Source organism: Pseudomonas sp. Y3 TE3536 (assembly GCF_053629175.1).
Genome location: NZ_JBRJHU010000001.1, coordinates 2457112 through 2471999 on the forward strand (window position 1 = coordinate 2457112; position 14888 = coordinate 2471999).

Consider the following 14888-nt stretch of genomic DNA (forward strand, 5'->3'; position numbering starts at 1 on the left):
TACCCGCGTGTGACACGGCTACTGGCAAAAATGTCAGTTGCCAAAAGGACTTGATGTCGCCGTGCTGGCAGGGTTGGCAGAGCTGACGTATTCTTAACGCATCGCCTCGGGGCATTCCTGCCTCCCTATTTTTCTGTAACGTCTGACTCGGAGTTCGCCGACATGGCTGCTGCTTGGGTGCGCCTGTGCGCGTTGGTATTGATTGGTGTGTCCAGCGGTGCCGCGCTGGCAAAGGACAAAACACCTACGGCTATCGTGGTGGGTGGGGGCCTTGCGGGCCTCACTGCAGCCTATGAACTGCAGAGCAAGGGCTGGCAGGTGACGCTGCTGGAGGCCAAGTCGGGTATGGGCGGTCGCTCGGGCCTGGCCACCAGTGAGTGGATCGGCAACGCCAAGGCACAGCCGGTACTCAACCAGTACCTCGACCGTTTCAAACTTGAAACACTGCCAGCGCCAGAGTTCGTGCGTACGCCGGGCTACCTGATCGACGGTGAGTACTTCAGTGCGACGGACCTTGCCACCAAGCAGCCGGCTACTGCCGAGGCGCTCAAGCGCTATGAGAAAACCCTCGACGACCTGGCCCGTTCGATCGACGACCCGCTGAACCCCCAGGCGACCAGCACGCTGTTCGCCCTCGATCAGATCAACGTGTCTTCCTGGCTCGACAAGCTGCAACTGCCGGCCACTGCGCGTCAGCTGGTCAACCAGCAGATCCGTAGCCGTTACGATGAGCCGTCGCGCCTGTCGCTGCTGTATTTCGCTCAGCAGAACCGCGTTTACCGTGGTGTCAGCGACCGCGATCTGCGTGCCGCGCGCCTGCCCGGTGGCAGCCCGGTGTTGGCCCAGGCGTTCGTCAAACAGCTGAAGACCATCAAGACCAGCTCGCCGGTCACTGCCATCGTGCAGGACAAGGACGGCGTCACCGTCAAGGTTGGCAGCGTGGGCTACCAGGCCGATTACCTGGTCATGGCCGTGCCGCTGCGCGCCCTGGCCAAGATCCAGATGACCCCGGGCCTGGACAGCCAGCACCTGGCCGCGCTCAAGGGCACCAACTATGGCTGGCGCGACCAGCTGATGCTCAAGTTCAACAAGCCGGTGTGGGAAAGCCGGGCCCGTATGTCCGGCGAAATCTTCAGTAACGCAGGCCTGGGCATGCTGTGGATCGAACCGGCGCTGAAGGGTGGCGCCAACGTGGTGATCAACCTGTCTGGCGACAACGCCCGCCTGCTGCAGGCATTTGGCGACAAGCAGATGGTCGACCAGGTGCTTATCCGCCTGCATGCGTTTTATCCACAGGCCCGCGGTTCGTTCACCGGCTACGAAGTCAAACGCTACAGCACTGACGCTGGCACCGGTGGCGCCTACCTGGCCTACGGCCCAGGGCAGATCAGCAAGTACTGGCGCCTGTGGGAGCGCCCGGTGCAGCGCATCAGCTTCGCCGGTGAGCACACTGACGCGCTCTACCCAGGCACCTTGGAAGGCGCCTTGCGCAGCGGCCAACGCGCGGCGGGCCAGGTGCAGGACCTGCTGGCCGGCAAGTCGTTCGACCCGGCCAAGGCCGTACCGGTGGCGGCAGCAGCAGCAGGCGCCGCGGCGGCCAAAGACAAGGGAGGGTTCTTCTCCAACCTGTTCGGTGGTGCTTCCGACAAGGCTGAAAAGAGCGACAAGGTGGAAAAAGCCCCGGCCAAGGCCGAGCCGGTGAAAGAAGAGGCCAAGCAGGACAAGCCAGGTTTCTTCAAGCGCCTGTTTGGTGGGGCTGACAAGCCTGAGGTGAAAGCCCAGCCGATTGCCAAGGCCGACGAAGTGGCCCCGGCACCGGTCGCTCCAGAGCCGGTTGCGCCGGCGCCTGTGGCCAAGGAAGCCGCGGCCAAACCTGCTGCTGCCAAGCCTGCCGCGCCTAAAACCGCCCCTGCCAAGCATGCCCCGGCGCACAAGCCGGCGGCAAAACAGGCGCACAAGCCTGTTGAAGCGAAAAAGGCCACAGTCAAATCAGAGCCCGCGAAGAAGCCAGTGGCCAATACCCAGGCCAAGGCGGGTTGATTGATCGACAGTGCCGGCCTCTTCCTCCTGTAGGAGCAGCCTTGTGCTGCGAAGAGGCCGGCACTGGCAACCCTGAACTCACCGACTATCGTTAATGTTTCCTTAATAGGAAGCTTTCACAATATCCATCGGATTTCTCGATAATCCGAAGCAATTTTTTCCGCTTTTATTCGATACGTTACGCGTTAGTCTGTGCACAGCTTTCACGGGGAAACACGCCAACATGCAACTGCGCAATTCACCTTCTCGCTACGGCGTGGTCAGCATCATCCTGCACTGGGGTGTCGCGCTGGCAGTCTTCGGCCTGTTTGGCCTGGGGCTGTGGATGGTCGGCCTGGATTACTACGACCCTTGGCGCAAGTCGGGCCCTGACCTGCACAAGAGCATCGGCCTGGTGCTGCTGGCAGTGATGCTGCTGCGCGTACTCTGGCGTTTCATCAGCCCGCCACCGCCGGCACCGGCCAACCACGGGGCACTCACCCGCGTGGCCGCCAAGCTGGGCCATCTGGCACTGTATGTGGGGCTGTTCGCGGTGATGATCGCCGGTTATTTGATCTCCACCGCCGACGGCGTTGGTATTCCGGTATTCGGCTTGTTCGAAGTACCGGCTCTGGTCAGCGACCTGCCCGATCAGGCGGACCTGGCTGGGGTGATCCATCTCTGGCTAGCCTGGGGCCTGGTGATTTTTGCCGTGCTGCATGGCCTGGCAGCACTGAAACACCACTTCATAGACCGTGACGCGACCCTGATCCGCATGCTGGGCCGCAAAGCTTGACTCTCAACCTCAATTGCAAGGAATAGAAAGGATGTTGAAAAAGACTTTTGCCGCTCTGGCGCTCGGTACTGCACTGTTCTCCGCTGGCCAAGCCATGGCCGCTGACTACAAGATCGACAAGGAAGGCCAGCACGCGTTCGTCGACTGGAAGATCAGCCACCTGGGCTACAGCTTCATTCACGGTACCTTCAAGGACTTCGACGGCAACTTCAGCTGGGACAGCGCCAAGCCTGAAGCGAGCAAGATCAACGTCGACCTGAAGACTGCCAGCCTGTGGTCGAACCACGCCGAGCGTGACAAGCACATCGCCAGCAAAGACTTCCTGGACGTGAAGAAGTACCCGGACGCCAAGTTCGTGTCGACCGCCGTCAAATCGACCGGTGAGAAGACTGCCGACGTGACCGGTGACCTGACCCTGCACGGCGTGACCAAGCCGGTCACCTTCAAGGCCACCTTCAACGGTGAAGGCAAGGACCCATGGGGCGGCGAACGTGCTGGCTTCAATGCCACCACCACGCTGAACCTGAACGACTTCGGCATCAAAGGCCCAGGCGCGACTTCGCAGACCTTGGACCTGGATATCAGCCTTGAAGGCGTTAAGGCGAAGTAATCGCTGCACGTGTAATAAAAACGCCGGGGATGAGCGATTGACGCTCATCCCCGGCGTTTTGCTTTGCAGTGTCAGAGGTACGGGACCAGGTCAGTCAACCCCGCCGCAGGCGCTGGAAGGCCCAAGGCCTGCAGGGCGTGCCATGTGGCATCGTTTACCGTGATGACGCCCCAATCCGCCAAATAATCAGCGAGGTTGCAGTTTGCGACCAGGGACAGGGAAGTGGCGAACCCGTTCAAGTCGGCCGTGCATTGTGGATTGTCGCGAATGTAGCGATCCCAGGCGGGCAGGTAGTGGTCGCCGAAGCCCTTCCTGAGTTGTTCAAAAATGGCGAGGGAGTCTGGCGACTCCATGTATCGCTTCTGGTCGCGGGGCTTGGCCAGCCACGCTTTCAGCGCCGGCCAGCGAGTAGGCAGAATGTCGCTGTAGTCGTGTTTGTGAACGCGCCCGACTGCAAGCGCGTAGATGTTTACCGAGTTCTCGCGGAACATGGGTGCGACGGCATTGACGACGTTCTGAAAGTGATGGCCGTACTCATGCAGCGTCACCCAGCGTTTGTGGGCTTCACCTGCAAGCAATGCGCACATGTATTCGTTGCCAGGGTCACGCCTATGCGGCAGAAGGATTAATCCCGTCGTTGCGCTTGGGTTGATCGTCGACGCTGCCTCCACAGCGTGTATCCACATATCGCTGCGCCTATGCCTTGGCGATGAGCCGTCCAGGCCGCAGGCCTGGGCTTGGATGCTCAGCACTTCTTGATGGGAGCGGACAATTTCGGCGACATCGGCAATCGCAAACCGATTGAAGGTGTCGGTGTAGGCTGAAATGGCAATGCGGTCACCGACAAGCTGTACCTCGGACACTGCGTCACAGAGCAATAGCATTGTTAGAAAGTCCGAAGGCGGCGTTTGGTCGAGGACGTAGTACGGAATGGGTTGAACCGCCTCGTCGAAAATCACTCGGCAGCCCGAACTGCCGTTATTGCGGATATGTACCACGCCGCCCAGTGGGTCGAGGGGCAGTATGTTTTCCCCTCGCTGCAGACGATGCTCGCGCATGTTCTGGGTTTGCTGGCTGCGGTCCGCTTGCTGCGCCAGGCCCTGAATGCCGATCGTCACGGTAACATTGCAATCATCACCCTCCAGAAAGATCGAGGCGCGGGTGTTCGCCGGAAGCTTGTAGCCGGTGGGTTTGTAATCGGCCCATTGAAGTAGCCATCGATAGGCTTGTCGATCTGCCTGTTTAGTCGGAGTCGGAGTGACCCAGACCGAGCGTGGGTGGACGAAGTAGCTGTTGGCAAGGACAGGAATGGAGGCTTCGCCATCGACGATGCGAACCAGAATGGTGTCTTTGCTGTTGAGGTAACTCGCTGGAAGATCGCCATTATGAAAGGTGCCATCGGGCTTCACACTGGCGATGCCTTTCCATCGGTTTTCTGAAAAGGCTTCGACTGTGCCCTTTCTAGCTGACGTGCTGCCACGCACATCGATGCGGGAACCCGCTCTCAACGAAAGTGTTTCTATCAGCGGTCTTGAAACTGCGATTTGTTCAAGGGCGTCGGCGTCGGCGTCGATGCAGTCGATGAGTGCACGTTGCGCGTTGCTGTGTTGCTGGGTTTCTGTAGTACGCACTTCTATTACTCAGTGGGGAGTGAGTAATTACGATGAGCGCAATGAAACGATGACAAAACTCGCAGGACTGATAGGTTGCGGGAGGGGGAGCATTCGGATAAAGCTATGCGGCGGGCTGTTCAGCAGCCCACCGGATAGATCACTTCAATGTCAGCGATTGCGCGTCAGCAGCGCAGGTCGCTCGCCGCGTGGGCGGCTTGGCAGATCGTCCAGTTGCTCAGGCGTTGGGTAACGATCGAGCTTGGATTCCTTGCGGATGATCACTGGCTGGTTCTGCGGCTCACGCGAGCTGCGGACTGCAGGTTCCTGGCGCGCAGCATCATCGCGCGCCGGGCGACCGCGACCACCGCCGTTGTTGTCACGGCGTGCACCGCCGCCCGCATTGTTGCGCGGTGGGCGCTTCTCGCCGCTGGCGCTGCGTGGCTGGCCACCCGTGCGAGGTTGGCCGCCGTTGTTGCTGCGCGGAGCCGCCGCACCTTGGCCCTGGTTTTGACCTGCGCCAGTGCCACCGCCAGGACGGCGGTTACGCCCCTGGTTCTTGCCCTGGTACGGGCTGACGTAGTCAGCGCGGTTGCCAAAGTTGTCGACTTCGTCATCCAGGAACTCGTCCGGGGCACGGTCGGCCGGTGCTTTCGGTGTGCTGTTCTGGCTGGCTTGCTGCTGGCGTGGCTTGTTGTCACGCGGTTTGCGCTGTTGCGGCTTGTCGCCCGCCTTTTCCTTCTCGGCAGGCTTCTCGGCAGCGTGCTGCCGGGTCTTGCCCTTGTCCTTGCCTTTGTCCTTGCGGCCGCCGTTGGCGTCTTTGCCGCCTTCGCCGCGTGGCTGGTTGCGACCGCCACGGCCGGTGTTTTGCGGGCGTTCGCGCACTTCCGGCTTCTCGGCCTCGACCTGGCTTGCGTCGAAGCCCATCAGGTCGCCGTCAGCAATCTTCTGCTTGGTGACCCGCTCGATGCTCTTGAGCAGCTTCTCTTCATCAGGCGCGACCAAGGAAATGGCCTCACCCGAACGGCCGGCACGGCCTGTACGGCCGATCCGGTGGACGTAGTCCTCCTCGACATTGGGCAGCTCGAAGTTGACCACGTGGGGCAACTGGTCGATGTCCAGGCCGCGGGCGGCGATGTCGGTGGCAACCAGTACCCGAACGGCGTTGGCCTTGAAGTCGGCCAGGGCTTTGGTGCGGGCGTTCTGGCTCTTGTTGCCGTGGATCGCGGCGGCGGTCAGGCCGTGCTTTTCCAGGTACTCGGCCAGGCGGTTGGCGCCATGCTTGGTACGGGTGAAGACCAGCACCTGTTCCCAGGCACCCTGGGTGATCAGGTGTGCCAGCAGCGCACGCTTGTGGCTGGCGGGCAGGCGGTAGATGCGCTGCTCGATGCGCTCGACCGTGGTGTTCGGTGGGGTGACCTCGATGCGCTCCGGGTTATGCAGGAGCTTGTCGGCCAGGTCGGTGATGTCCTTGGAGAAAGTGGCCGAGAACAGCAGGTTCTGGCGTTTGGCCGGCAGGCGGGCAAGGACCTTCTTCACGTCATGGATGAAGCCCATGTCGAGCATGCGGTCGGCTTCGTCGAGGACCAGGATTTCGACGTGGGCCAGGTCGACCTTGCCTTGGCCAGCCAGGTCAAGCAGGCGGCCAGGGCACGCGACCAGTACATCGACACCTTTGGCGATGGCCTGGATTTGTGGGTTCATGCCGACACCGCCGAAGATACAGGCGCTGACCAGCGGCAGATCACGGGCATAGACCTTGAAGCTGTCATGCACCTGGGCGGCCAGCTCGCGGGTCGGAGTCAGGACCAGTACGCGAGGCTGGCGTGGGCCATGGCGCTGCGACTTGTCAGGGTGGCCACCCGGGAACAGGCGCTCGAGGATCGGCAAGGCGAAACCGCCGGTTTTACCAGTACCTGTCTGGGCGGCGACCATCAGATCACGGCCTTGCAACACGGCGGGAACAGCCCGCTGTTGCACCGGAGTCGGCTGGGTATAGCCCGCAGCCTCGATAGCGCGGACAAGAGCCTCGGAGAGACCGAGGGAAGCAAAGGACATGGGCAATCCTGTTCTCGTGTGGGCTGGGCCCGTTGGGATGTTCTGCCTGGCGCGACGGGCATCGGTGAGATGCGATCGCGTCCGGTCCAGCTTGGCTTTCACTGCACATCCAGGAAGCGGAGGGCTGACGCGATGGTGCGTCGTTGCCGATCGGGATGCCTGTTGCTAGGCCGAGCGTCCGGGCGTAAGCCTGGCGGGAAGGCCCGAGTATAACAGAGCTATCGCGACGTGCTGCTTTCCTGCTGCTCAACGGCGTTGAGAATGTTTCCGATGTCGCCTATGTAGCGGTGGCTGATAGCGGCGTAGGCGGGTTCCTGCTTGAAGCGTTGCAATTCTTCGGAGAACGCCTGGGCCAGTGCCTCGCGCCCGGGTTTGCGGGTCAGCCCCAGGTATTGCGTCTGTCGGCTGACCACCCAGGGCAGCTCTTCAATGCGTTGTTCAAGGCCCAGCTGGCGCATCAGGTAGCGCCCGACCCTGCGGTCGGTAATCAGCAAATCGATACGGCCCAGCAGAAGTTTGCCGAAGTTGGCTTCATGGGTAGGGGCTGATTCGCGGCGAAAACGCGGCGAATCGTTGAACGCGGCGCCATATGTGTAGCCGGGCGATGTGCCGACGGACAGGCCCGCAAGATCGTCCAGGCCGGTGACGGCATGACGGCGGCTGCGGGCCTGAAACAGCACGAACTCGACATCCGACATGGGCTCCGTTGGGTAGACCAGGTAGGGCCTGCGCGTGTCGAACTGGAAGACATCCACAATACCGTCGGCCAGCCCTTGCTCGATCATTGCCAGGCAGCGCTTCCAGGGCAGGAACTGCCATTCCACCTCTACCCCCAGGCGCTTGAATACCTGGGTGGTCACTTCGTAGTCGATGCCCCGAGGTTGGCCATCTTGCTGGTACACATACGGTGCCCAGTCGTCGGACACCAGGCGCAGGCGTTCGGCCAGAGCCAACGGGCTCAGGCAGGCGAGCAGCAGGATCCAGAACAATCGGGTGGTGGCGAACATGGCCCGCAGATTACGCGCTCGGCCTGCTCAAGGCCAGTGAAGCGGCGGCTGTTCAGGCCTGCGCCGACTTGAGCAGGTGCGCTTCGATAGCCTTGCGCTGTGCCCCGAGTGACAGGCGCAGGCCCGGGTGACGCAGGCACTGGCGCAGCTGTTCGGGCTGGATGCGGCCGTTGCGCGCATTGAAGTTCTCCAGGGCTTTGTCCCACCAGGCCGATGCACAGGCCCGGTCGAACTCATTGGGGTAGGGGTAGCTGCCATACAGCAATTCGCGGGCAAATTGCCGCTCGTGGCTGGGCAGGGTCAGGCTCAACGCCTTGTAGCCCAGCCGATGCAGGGTCGGCGGCCGCGGCAGTTGATCATTGACCCGCGCGACATCGGCCAGTGCAGCTTCGCTCAACGGAGCGTCGCCGTGTTTGCGCAGCCAGGCCTGGATCTTGGCGCGGAACTGGGCCTTGCGGCTCCAGTAGTGGTGGATGACGTCGGTGCACTCGGCCAGCTGCAGTTTGCGGTAGGCCGCCACTGCCAGGCAGAACTCTTCGAGGGTGTAGGCCTCGCGGGCCAGTGGGTAGAACTGGTCCATCATGGCGATGGAGTGGTCCAGTGCCTGCGCGTCTTCGGCGGTGAGCCCGATCACGCCCGAGTTGATCAAGGGCATCTGGCAATCGGCCAGGCCTTGGGCCTGGAGGACGGCCAGCAGGTTCTTGTACAGCAGGCATTTCTGGTTGGCGCCGTAGCGCCCGCCGATGGCGTTGCACAGCAGGTGGCCAGGCGCGACCCGCTGGAACAGCCGCATCGGTGACTGACGGAAGAAGGTGTCGGTATCGATCAGCACCGCCATCGCATGCTGCGTCAGCACCTGACGCAGCAGCACATGCTTGCTGCGAAAGTGATAACCATGCGGGGCATTCCACGCCGCGCGCGTGGCGTCGTCGAGCAGGTGCAGCGTGACCGGCAGCTTGGCATAGGGCGCCGGGTTGTCGGTGTAGACCTGAATATCCAGCGCCTCGCCTGCCGATACGTCCAGGTGGGCAAGGGCACTGACGATGCTGAAGCAGGCTTCCTGATGGTAGGTGGCCGGGCCGAAAGCCAGGTAGACGAGCTGAGGGCGCGATGGCTGAGGATGCTGCATGTCAGGCAAGACCTGTTTAACCCGAAAATAAATAAGGCCTTAGTCTATGACCAAAGCCTTAATCATTTCTTAATCAGATATTGCCAAAAAGTTTCAGCGAGGCAGCTTCAGGTTGTTCCAGATCGCCAGGCTCGCTTCGGCCTGGTTCAGCGTATAGAAGTGCAGGCCCGGTGCGCCGCCTTGCAGCAGTTGTTCACACATGCGGGTGATCACTTCTTCGCCGAAGGCCTGGATGCTGGCGGTGTCGTCACCATAGGCTTCCAGCTGCTTGCGGATCCAGCGCGGGATCTCTGCGCCGCAGGCGTCGGAGAACCGGGCCAGCTTGCTGTAGTTGGTGATTGGCATGATGCCGGGCACCACCGGGATATCGACGCCCAGTTTCTGCGCACGCTCGACAAAATAGAAATAGCTGTCGGCGTTGAAGAAGTACTGGGTGATGGCGCTGTCGGCACCGGCCTTGACCTTGTGCACGAAGTTGGCCAGGTCGATCTCGAAGTTGCGGGCCTGGGGGTGCATCTCGGGGTAGGCCGCCACTTCCAGGTGGAAGTGATCACCGGTTTCCTGGCGGATGAATTCGACCAGGTCGCTGGCGTAGCGCAGCTCGCCGCTGGCCATGCCCATGCCGGAAGGCAGGTCGCCACGCAGGGCAACGATGCGCTTGATGCCAGCAGCCTTGTACTCGGCAAGCAGGGCGCGCAGCTCTTCTTTGGTGTCGCCGACGCACGACAGGTGCGGTGCGGCAGGCACTTTCACTTCGCTCTCCAGCTGCAGCACAGTGTTCAGTGTACGGTCGCGGGTAGAGCCGCCGGCACCGTAGGTGCAGGAGAAGAAATCGGGGTTGTAGGTGGCCAGCTGGCGGGCAACGCCCATCAGCTTTTCGTGACCGGCATCGGTCTTGGTGGGGAAGAATTCGAAACTGTAGCGGCGTTCTTGTGACATCTCTGTTTCCTCAGCTGCAGGCCATGAGCCGCACGCTGCAAGTAAAAGCCAGGGCGGTGGGGGCCGGCCTGGCTTGGGCATCGATCAAGATTAAACGACTACAAGCGCCCGCCGGCATGCCGCCGGGCGCTTGCCGCTTAGTAGCGGTACGCGTGTGGCTTGAACGGGCCTTCGACAGTCACGCCGATGTAGTCGGCTTGCTGCTGGGTCAGCTGGGTGACCACGCCGCCGAAGCCGCGGACCATTTCCAGGGCCACTTCTTCGTCGAGCTTCTTGGGCAGCACTTCTACGGTCAGGCGTTCGGCTTTCTTCTCGGCCGACAGGTCGGCGTACTTCTGCTCGAACAGGAAGATCTGTGCCAGCACCTGGTTGGCGAACGAACCGTCCATGATGCGGCTTGGGTGACCGGTGGCGTTGCCCAGGTTCACCAGACGGCCTTCAGCCAGCAGGATCAGGTAGTCGTCGTTTTGCGGGTCGAAGCTGCCAGCGCCGGTGCGGTGGATCTTGTGCACCTGCGGCTTGACCTCTTCCCAGGCCCAGTTCTTGCGCATGAAGGCGGTGTCGATCTCGTTGTCGAAGTGGCCGATGTTGCAGACCACGGCACGCTTCTTCAGGGCCTTGAGCATGTTGGCGTCGCAGACGTTGACGTTACCGGTGGTGGTGACGATCAGGTCGATCTTGCCCAGCAGCGCTTTGTCGATGCTGGCCTCGGTGCCGTTGTTGATGCCGTCGATGAACGGCGAAACCAGCTCGAAGCCGTCCATGCAGGCTTGCATGGCGCAGATCGGGTCAACTTCGGTGACCTTGACGATCATGCCTTCCTGACGCAGGGACTGGGCCGAGCCCTTGCCCACGTCACCGTAGCCGATCACCAGGGCTTGCTTGCCCGACAGCAGGTGGTCGGTGCCACGCTTGATGGCGTCGTTAAGGCTGTGACGGCAGCCGTACTTGTTGTCGTTCTTGCTCTTGGTGACCGAGTCGTTGACGTTGATCGCCGGGACTTTCAGCTCGCCCTTGGCCAGCATGTCCAGCAGGCGGTGCACGCCGGTGGTGGTCTCTTCGGTGACACCGTGGACGCGGTCCAGAACGGCTGGGTACTTCTTGTGCAGCAGTTCGGTCAGGTCGCCGCCGTCGTCGAGGATCATGTTGGCGTCCCATGGCTGGCCATCCTTGAGGATGGTCTGCTCCAGGCACCACTCGTATTCTTCCTCGGTTTCGCCTTTCCAGGCGAACACCGGGATACCGGCGGCAGCGATGGAGGCAGCGGCCTGGTCCTGGGTGGAGAAGATGTTGCAGGACGACCAGCGCACTTCGGCACCCAGGGCAACCAGGGTTTCGATCAGCACGGCAGTCTGAATGGTCATGTGGATGCAGCCCAGAATCTTCGCACCCTTGAGCGGTTGCTCGGTGAGGTACTTGCGACGCAGGCCCATCAGTGCAGGCATTTCCGATTCGGCGATGATGGTTTCGCGACGGCCCCAGGCAGCCAGGGAGATGTCAGCGACTTTGAAATCGGTAAAACCAGCAGGCGTGTTTACAGCGCTCATGAGAGCCTCCATTCGTAGTGTGCGAATGGGCGCCGTTGTGCGTTGAGCGTCCGCAGGAGCGGACAACGCCCCATCCGAGCCTGACAGGCCTAGCCTGCTGCAGCGCCCCTCGGACAGGTGGCGGGCATGGCCGCCGCTGCGGGTGGCCAAGTGAAGCGGCAGGATTATAGCCGCGACAGGGACCTTCGCCCAAGGTTTTCTGTCGATTAATCGAGACGATAGTCGATGTTCAATGGAGCGGCGACGGCCGCTCTGCCATCATGAATGCACGTTAGCCAAGCAGGTTAGGAGTACCGATGAACTTTCACACCCGCAAATGGGTAAAACCCGAAGACCTCAACCCCAATGGCACCCTGTTCGGTGGCAGCCTGTTGCGCTGGATCGACGAAGAAGCGGCGATTTACGCCATCGTCCAGCTGGGCAACCAGCGTGTGGTGACCAAGTACATGTCGGAGATCAACTTCGTCAGTGCCTCACGCCAGGGCGACATCATCGAACTGGGCATCACCGCCACTGAATTCGGCCGCACCTCGATCACCCTCAAGTGCGAAGTGCGCAACAAGATCACCCGCAAGAGCATCCTGACCGTCGACAAGATGGTGTTCGTCAACCTCGGCGAAGATGGCATGCCGGCGGCTCACGGGCGCACCGAGATCAAATACGTCCAGGACCAGTTCCCGGACTCGGCAGTCGAGTAGGCATTTTGGGGCTGCCTTGCAGCCCATCGCGACACAAGGCCGCTCCTACAGGAGAATGCGAATCCCGTGTAGGAGCGGCCTTGTGTCGCGATGGGCCGCAAAGCGGCCCCCTTGTTTTCAGGGCTGGGCGCTAACCTTGCGCACCACCCGGCCGATGCTCAGCCCCTGCACCAGGATCGACGACAACACCACGATGTAGGTGATCGACAGCAGCAGGTCACGTTCCTCACCCAGCGGCAGCGACAGTGCCAGCGCTACCGACACGCCGCCGCGCAGGCCGCCCCAGGTCAGTACCCGCACGGTGCCTTTCGGCACACTCCGCCAGCGGCGCAGCAGCAAGATTGCCGGGGCCACGGTAAGCAGCCGCGACAGCAGGACCGCCAGTGCCAGCACACCGCCGGCCGCCAGGTGCATCCAGTTGAATGGCAGCAGCAGCAGCTCAAGGCCGATCAGCGCGAACAGCAAGGCGTTGAGCATGTCATCGATCAACTCCCAGAAACCGTCCATGTAGCGACGGGTCATGTCGTTCATCGCCAGGTTGCGCCCCATGTTGCCGATGATCAGGCCGGCGACCACCATGGCGATCGGTGCAGAAACGTGCAGTTCGTAGCACATTGCCGAGCCACCGATGACCAGCGCCAAGGTCAGCATGACCTCGACCTGGTACTGCTCCACGCTCTTGATCATGCGGTAGGTGGCGTAGCCGATCACGCCGCCGAACACCACACCGCCAATGGCCTCGCGGGCGAACAGCACCGCTGTGTCATAGGCACTGGGGGTTTCGCCGAGCTGGATGATGCCCAGCAGCACGGTGAACACCACGACCGCGGTGCCGTCGTTGAACAGCGACTCGCCGACGATGGTGGTTTTCAGCGGCTTGGAGGCATTGGCGGTCCGCAATGCGCCGAGCACGGCAATCGGGTCGGTGGGCGAGATCAGTGCGCCGAACAGCAGGCAGTAGATCAGCGGAACCTGCCAGCCGAACATCGCGAACACCCAGTGCGACAGGTAGCCGATCACCACGGTGGCGATCAGCACGCCGATGGTCGCCAGCAGGCCGATCGGCCAGCGATAGCTGCGCAGGTCTGAGAGGTTGACGTGCAAGGCGCCGGCGAACAGCAGGAATGCCAGCATCCAGTGCATCAGCAAATCGTTGAAGTCGATCTGGTTCATCAGGCCTTCGACGCGCTCTTCGAGGCCAGGGAAGCCAATCAGGCTAAGCCCTTGCAGCATCAACGAGAACAGCAGTGCCGTGACCATCACGCCAATGGCGGGTGGCAGGCCGATGAAGCGGTAGTTGACGTAGGTGAGAAGGGTGGTGAGGCAGATAAACGCGGCAACTAATTCAAGCATCCCAAATCCTGTAACAGTGGCTTCCAAGTCGTACCCGAATGACTCGGGCAGTTCTTTGATGACCTGGCGAGGGCTTCGGGGCACACCTTTGACCGGAATTGTTGGAATCGTTCATGTGTAGGGCTTGAGTTGTACGATGGTTTTGAGATGCGCCGCCCGCGCGGCGCCCGATTTCGTAAACGCTGAAAATCTTCCGACATACGCACACCAGACTGAAGACGATATATTCGTGCCTCAATAACGTCACAAGGACTTGAAGGCGTGTTGGCAACTTCCCTGGTACTGGTCGCCGCCCTCCTGCATGCGACCTGGAACACCCTGATCAAATTCAGCGGCGAGCGCTTGTTGGTGATTGCCAGCATGGACACGGTCGCGCTGGCTTTTGCCGTGCTGGCCGTGGCCTTTGTCGAGGTGCCTCCTGCTGAAATCTGGCCCTGGTTGATCGCCTCGGCGCTGGCCGAACAGTTGTACCGCTATCTGCTGATCCAGGCCTATCGGGTGGGTGACCTGGGGCTGGTCTATCCTCTGATGCGCGGGCTGTCGCCGCTGGTGGTGCTGGGCTTGACCTTAGCCTTTGCCGGGGAATCGCTGAGCCAGCAGCAGATCATCGGCATCCTGCTCATTCCGTGTGGCATGGCGTGCCTGCTGTGGCAGGGGGGCGGTGGTGATCGGCTGCCTTGGTCGATGTTGCCCGTGGTGGCGCTGATTGGCCTGTGCATCGGTTGCTACACCTGGTTCGACGGCCAGGCGGTGCGGCTGTGGGGCAAGCCTTGGGACTACCTGGTATGGCTGACCTTGCTCAGTGCCTGGCCCTTCCCGCTGCTGGCCAGTGTGGCGCGCCGGGCACCGTTTGTGCTGTTTTGGCGAACCCAGTGGCGGCTGGGGTTGGCCGTAGGGCTTTGTGTGCTGTTCAGTTATGCCCTGGTGCTGTGGGCCATGCACCTGGGGTCGGTGGCCGAGGCGGCGGCGCTGCGGGAATTGAGCGTGATCCTGGTGGTGCTGTTGGGTATGCGCTACCTCAAAGAACCTTTTGGCGGGCCAAGACTCCTAGCTTGCGGGCTGGTGCTGGCAGGCATGCTGGTAATGAAGCTCTAACCTTTCGATTGAACAAGGAGTGCTGTC

The 14888-nt window shown here is 61.6% G+C and carries 12 protein-coding genes and 1 riboswitch; of the genes, 5 read left to right on the plus strand and 7 right to left on the minus strand.

Annotation, left to right across the window (positions count from 1 at the left end; genetic code table 11):
* Positions 1–162: 162 nt before the first annotated feature.
* The 3 genes from AB7M33_RS11060 to AB7M33_RS11070 all read left to right on the plus strand — a co-directional run bounded on the left by AB7M33_RS11060 (position 163) and on the right by AB7M33_RS11070 (position 3425).
* Complete coding sequence (locus tag AB7M33_RS11060; RefSeq protein ID WP_454242836.1) at positions 163–2040, plus strand: flavin monoamine oxidase family protein; 1878 nt, start codon at positions 163–165, stop codon at positions 2038–2040.
* A 223-nt stretch (positions 2041–2263) separates the two neighbouring features.
* A complete protein-coding gene (locus tag AB7M33_RS11065; RefSeq protein WP_099430628.1) occupies positions 2264–2815 on the plus strand; it encodes a cytochrome b in 552 nt (183 codons plus the stop codon).
* 31 nt (positions 2816–2846) lie between these two features.
* Positions 2847–3425, plus strand: a complete 579-nt coding sequence (locus AB7M33_RS11070; protein WP_265968821.1) for a YceI family protein — start codon at positions 2847–2849, stop codon at positions 3423–3425.
* A gap of 71 nt (positions 3426–3496) precedes the next feature.
* Here AB7M33_RS11070 and AB7M33_RS11075 read toward each other — a convergent pair whose 3' ends face one another.
* The 6 genes from AB7M33_RS11075 to ahcY form a co-directional block, all read right to left on the minus strand.
* Positions 3497–5056 (minus strand): M60 family metallopeptidase, encoded by a 1560-nt coding sequence (locus AB7M33_RS11075; RefSeq protein WP_454242837.1) that lies wholly within the window; start codon positions 5054–5056, stop codon positions 3497–3499.
* 150 nt (positions 5057–5206) lie between these two features.
* Positions 5207–7093: a DEAD/DEAH box helicase gene (locus AB7M33_RS11080; protein WP_085272274.1), complete on the minus strand. Its 1887-nt coding sequence runs from the start codon at positions 7091–7093 to the stop codon at positions 5207–5209.
* A gap of 218 nt (positions 7094–7311) precedes the next feature.
* Entirely contained in the window at positions 7312–8100 is a 789-nt protein-coding gene (locus AB7M33_RS11085) for a substrate-binding periplasmic protein (RefSeq protein WP_454242838.1), read from the minus strand.
* Between the two features lie 52 nt (positions 8101–8152).
* Positions 8153–9229: a hypothetical protein gene (locus tag AB7M33_RS11090; protein ID WP_454242839.1), complete on the minus strand. Its 1077-nt coding sequence runs from the start codon at positions 9227–9229 to the stop codon at positions 8153–8155.
* 93 nt (positions 9230–9322) lie between these two features.
* Positions 9323–10168 carry a methylenetetrahydrofolate reductase [NAD(P)H] gene (metF, locus tag AB7M33_RS11095; RefSeq protein ID WP_027592451.1) on the minus strand — a complete coding sequence of 282 codons (846 nt, stop codon included), beginning with the start codon at positions 10166–10168 and terminating at the stop codon, positions 9323–9325.
* Between the two features lie 137 nt (positions 10169–10305).
* Complete coding sequence (gene ahcY, locus AB7M33_RS11100; protein WP_099430626.1) at positions 10306–11715, minus strand: adenosylhomocysteinase; 1410 nt, start codon at positions 11713–11715, stop codon at positions 10306–10308.
* A gap of 20 nt (positions 11716–11735) precedes the next feature.
* Positions 11736–11832, minus strand: a riboswitch (S-adenosyl-L-homocysteine riboswitch).
* Positions 11833–12011: 179 nt separating this feature from the next.
* Here ahcY and AB7M33_RS11105 point away from each other — a divergent pair.
* Positions 12012–12413: an acyl-CoA thioesterase gene (locus tag AB7M33_RS11105; RefSeq protein ID WP_027592453.1), complete on the plus strand. Its 402-nt coding sequence runs from the start codon at positions 12012–12014 to the stop codon at positions 12411–12413.
* Positions 12414–12530: 117 nt separating this feature from the next.
* On the opposite strand, the gene AB7M33_RS11110 is transcribed toward AB7M33_RS11105, so the two are convergent.
* Positions 12531–13766, minus strand: a complete 1236-nt coding sequence (locus AB7M33_RS11110) for a cation:proton antiporter (RefSeq protein ID WP_027592454.1) — start codon at positions 13764–13766, stop codon at positions 12531–12533.
* A 261-nt stretch (positions 13767–14027) separates the two neighbouring features.
* Here AB7M33_RS11110 and AB7M33_RS11115 point away from each other — a divergent pair, with 261 nt between their 5' ends.
* Positions 14028–14861 carry an EamA family transporter gene (locus tag AB7M33_RS11115; protein ID WP_099430625.1) on the plus strand — a complete coding sequence of 278 codons (834 nt, stop codon included), beginning with the start codon at positions 14028–14030 and terminating at the stop codon, positions 14859–14861.
* Positions 14862–14888: the final 27 nt, after the last annotated feature.

What these genes read in the sequence shown, in the direction of transcription:
- AB7M33_RS11070 (WP_265968821.1), top strand. Translation starts at nt 2,847, where the DNA reads ATGTTGAAAAAGACTTTTGCCGCTCTGGCGCTCGGTACTGCACTGTTC.
- AB7M33_RS11110 (WP_027592454.1), bottom strand. Translation starts at nt 13,766, where the DNA reads ATGCTTGAATTAGTTGCCGCGTTTATCTGCCTCACCACCCTTCTCACC.
- AB7M33_RS11080 (WP_085272274.1), bottom strand. Translation starts at nt 7,093, where the DNA reads ATGTCCTTTGCTTCCCTCGGTCTCTCCGAGGCTCTTGTCCGCGCTATC.
- AB7M33_RS11105 (WP_027592453.1), top strand. Translation starts at nt 12,012, where the DNA reads ATGAACTTTCACACCCGCAAATGGGTAAAACCCGAAGACCTCAACCCC.
- AB7M33_RS11065 (WP_099430628.1), top strand. Translation starts at nt 2,264, where the DNA reads ATGCAACTGCGCAATTCACCTTCTCGCTACGGCGTGGTCAGCATCATC.
- ahcY (WP_099430626.1), bottom strand. Translation starts at nt 11,715, where the DNA reads ATGAGCGCTGTAAACACGCCTGCTGGTTTTACCGATTTCAAAGTCGCT.
- AB7M33_RS11060 (WP_454242836.1), top strand. Translation starts at nt 163, where the DNA reads ATGGCTGCTGCTTGGGTGCGCCTGTGCGCGTTGGTATTGATTGGTGTG.
- AB7M33_RS11085 (WP_454242838.1), bottom strand. Translation starts at nt 8,100, where the DNA reads ATGTTCGCCACCACCCGATTGTTCTGGATCCTGCTGCTCGCCTGCCTG.
- AB7M33_RS11090 (WP_454242839.1), bottom strand. Translation starts at nt 9,229, where the DNA reads ATGCAGCATCCTCAGCCATCGCGCCCTCAGCTCGTCTACCTGGCTTTC.
- metF (WP_027592451.1), bottom strand. Translation starts at nt 10,168, where the DNA reads ATGTCACAAGAACGCCGCTACAGTTTCGAATTCTTCCCCACCAAGACC.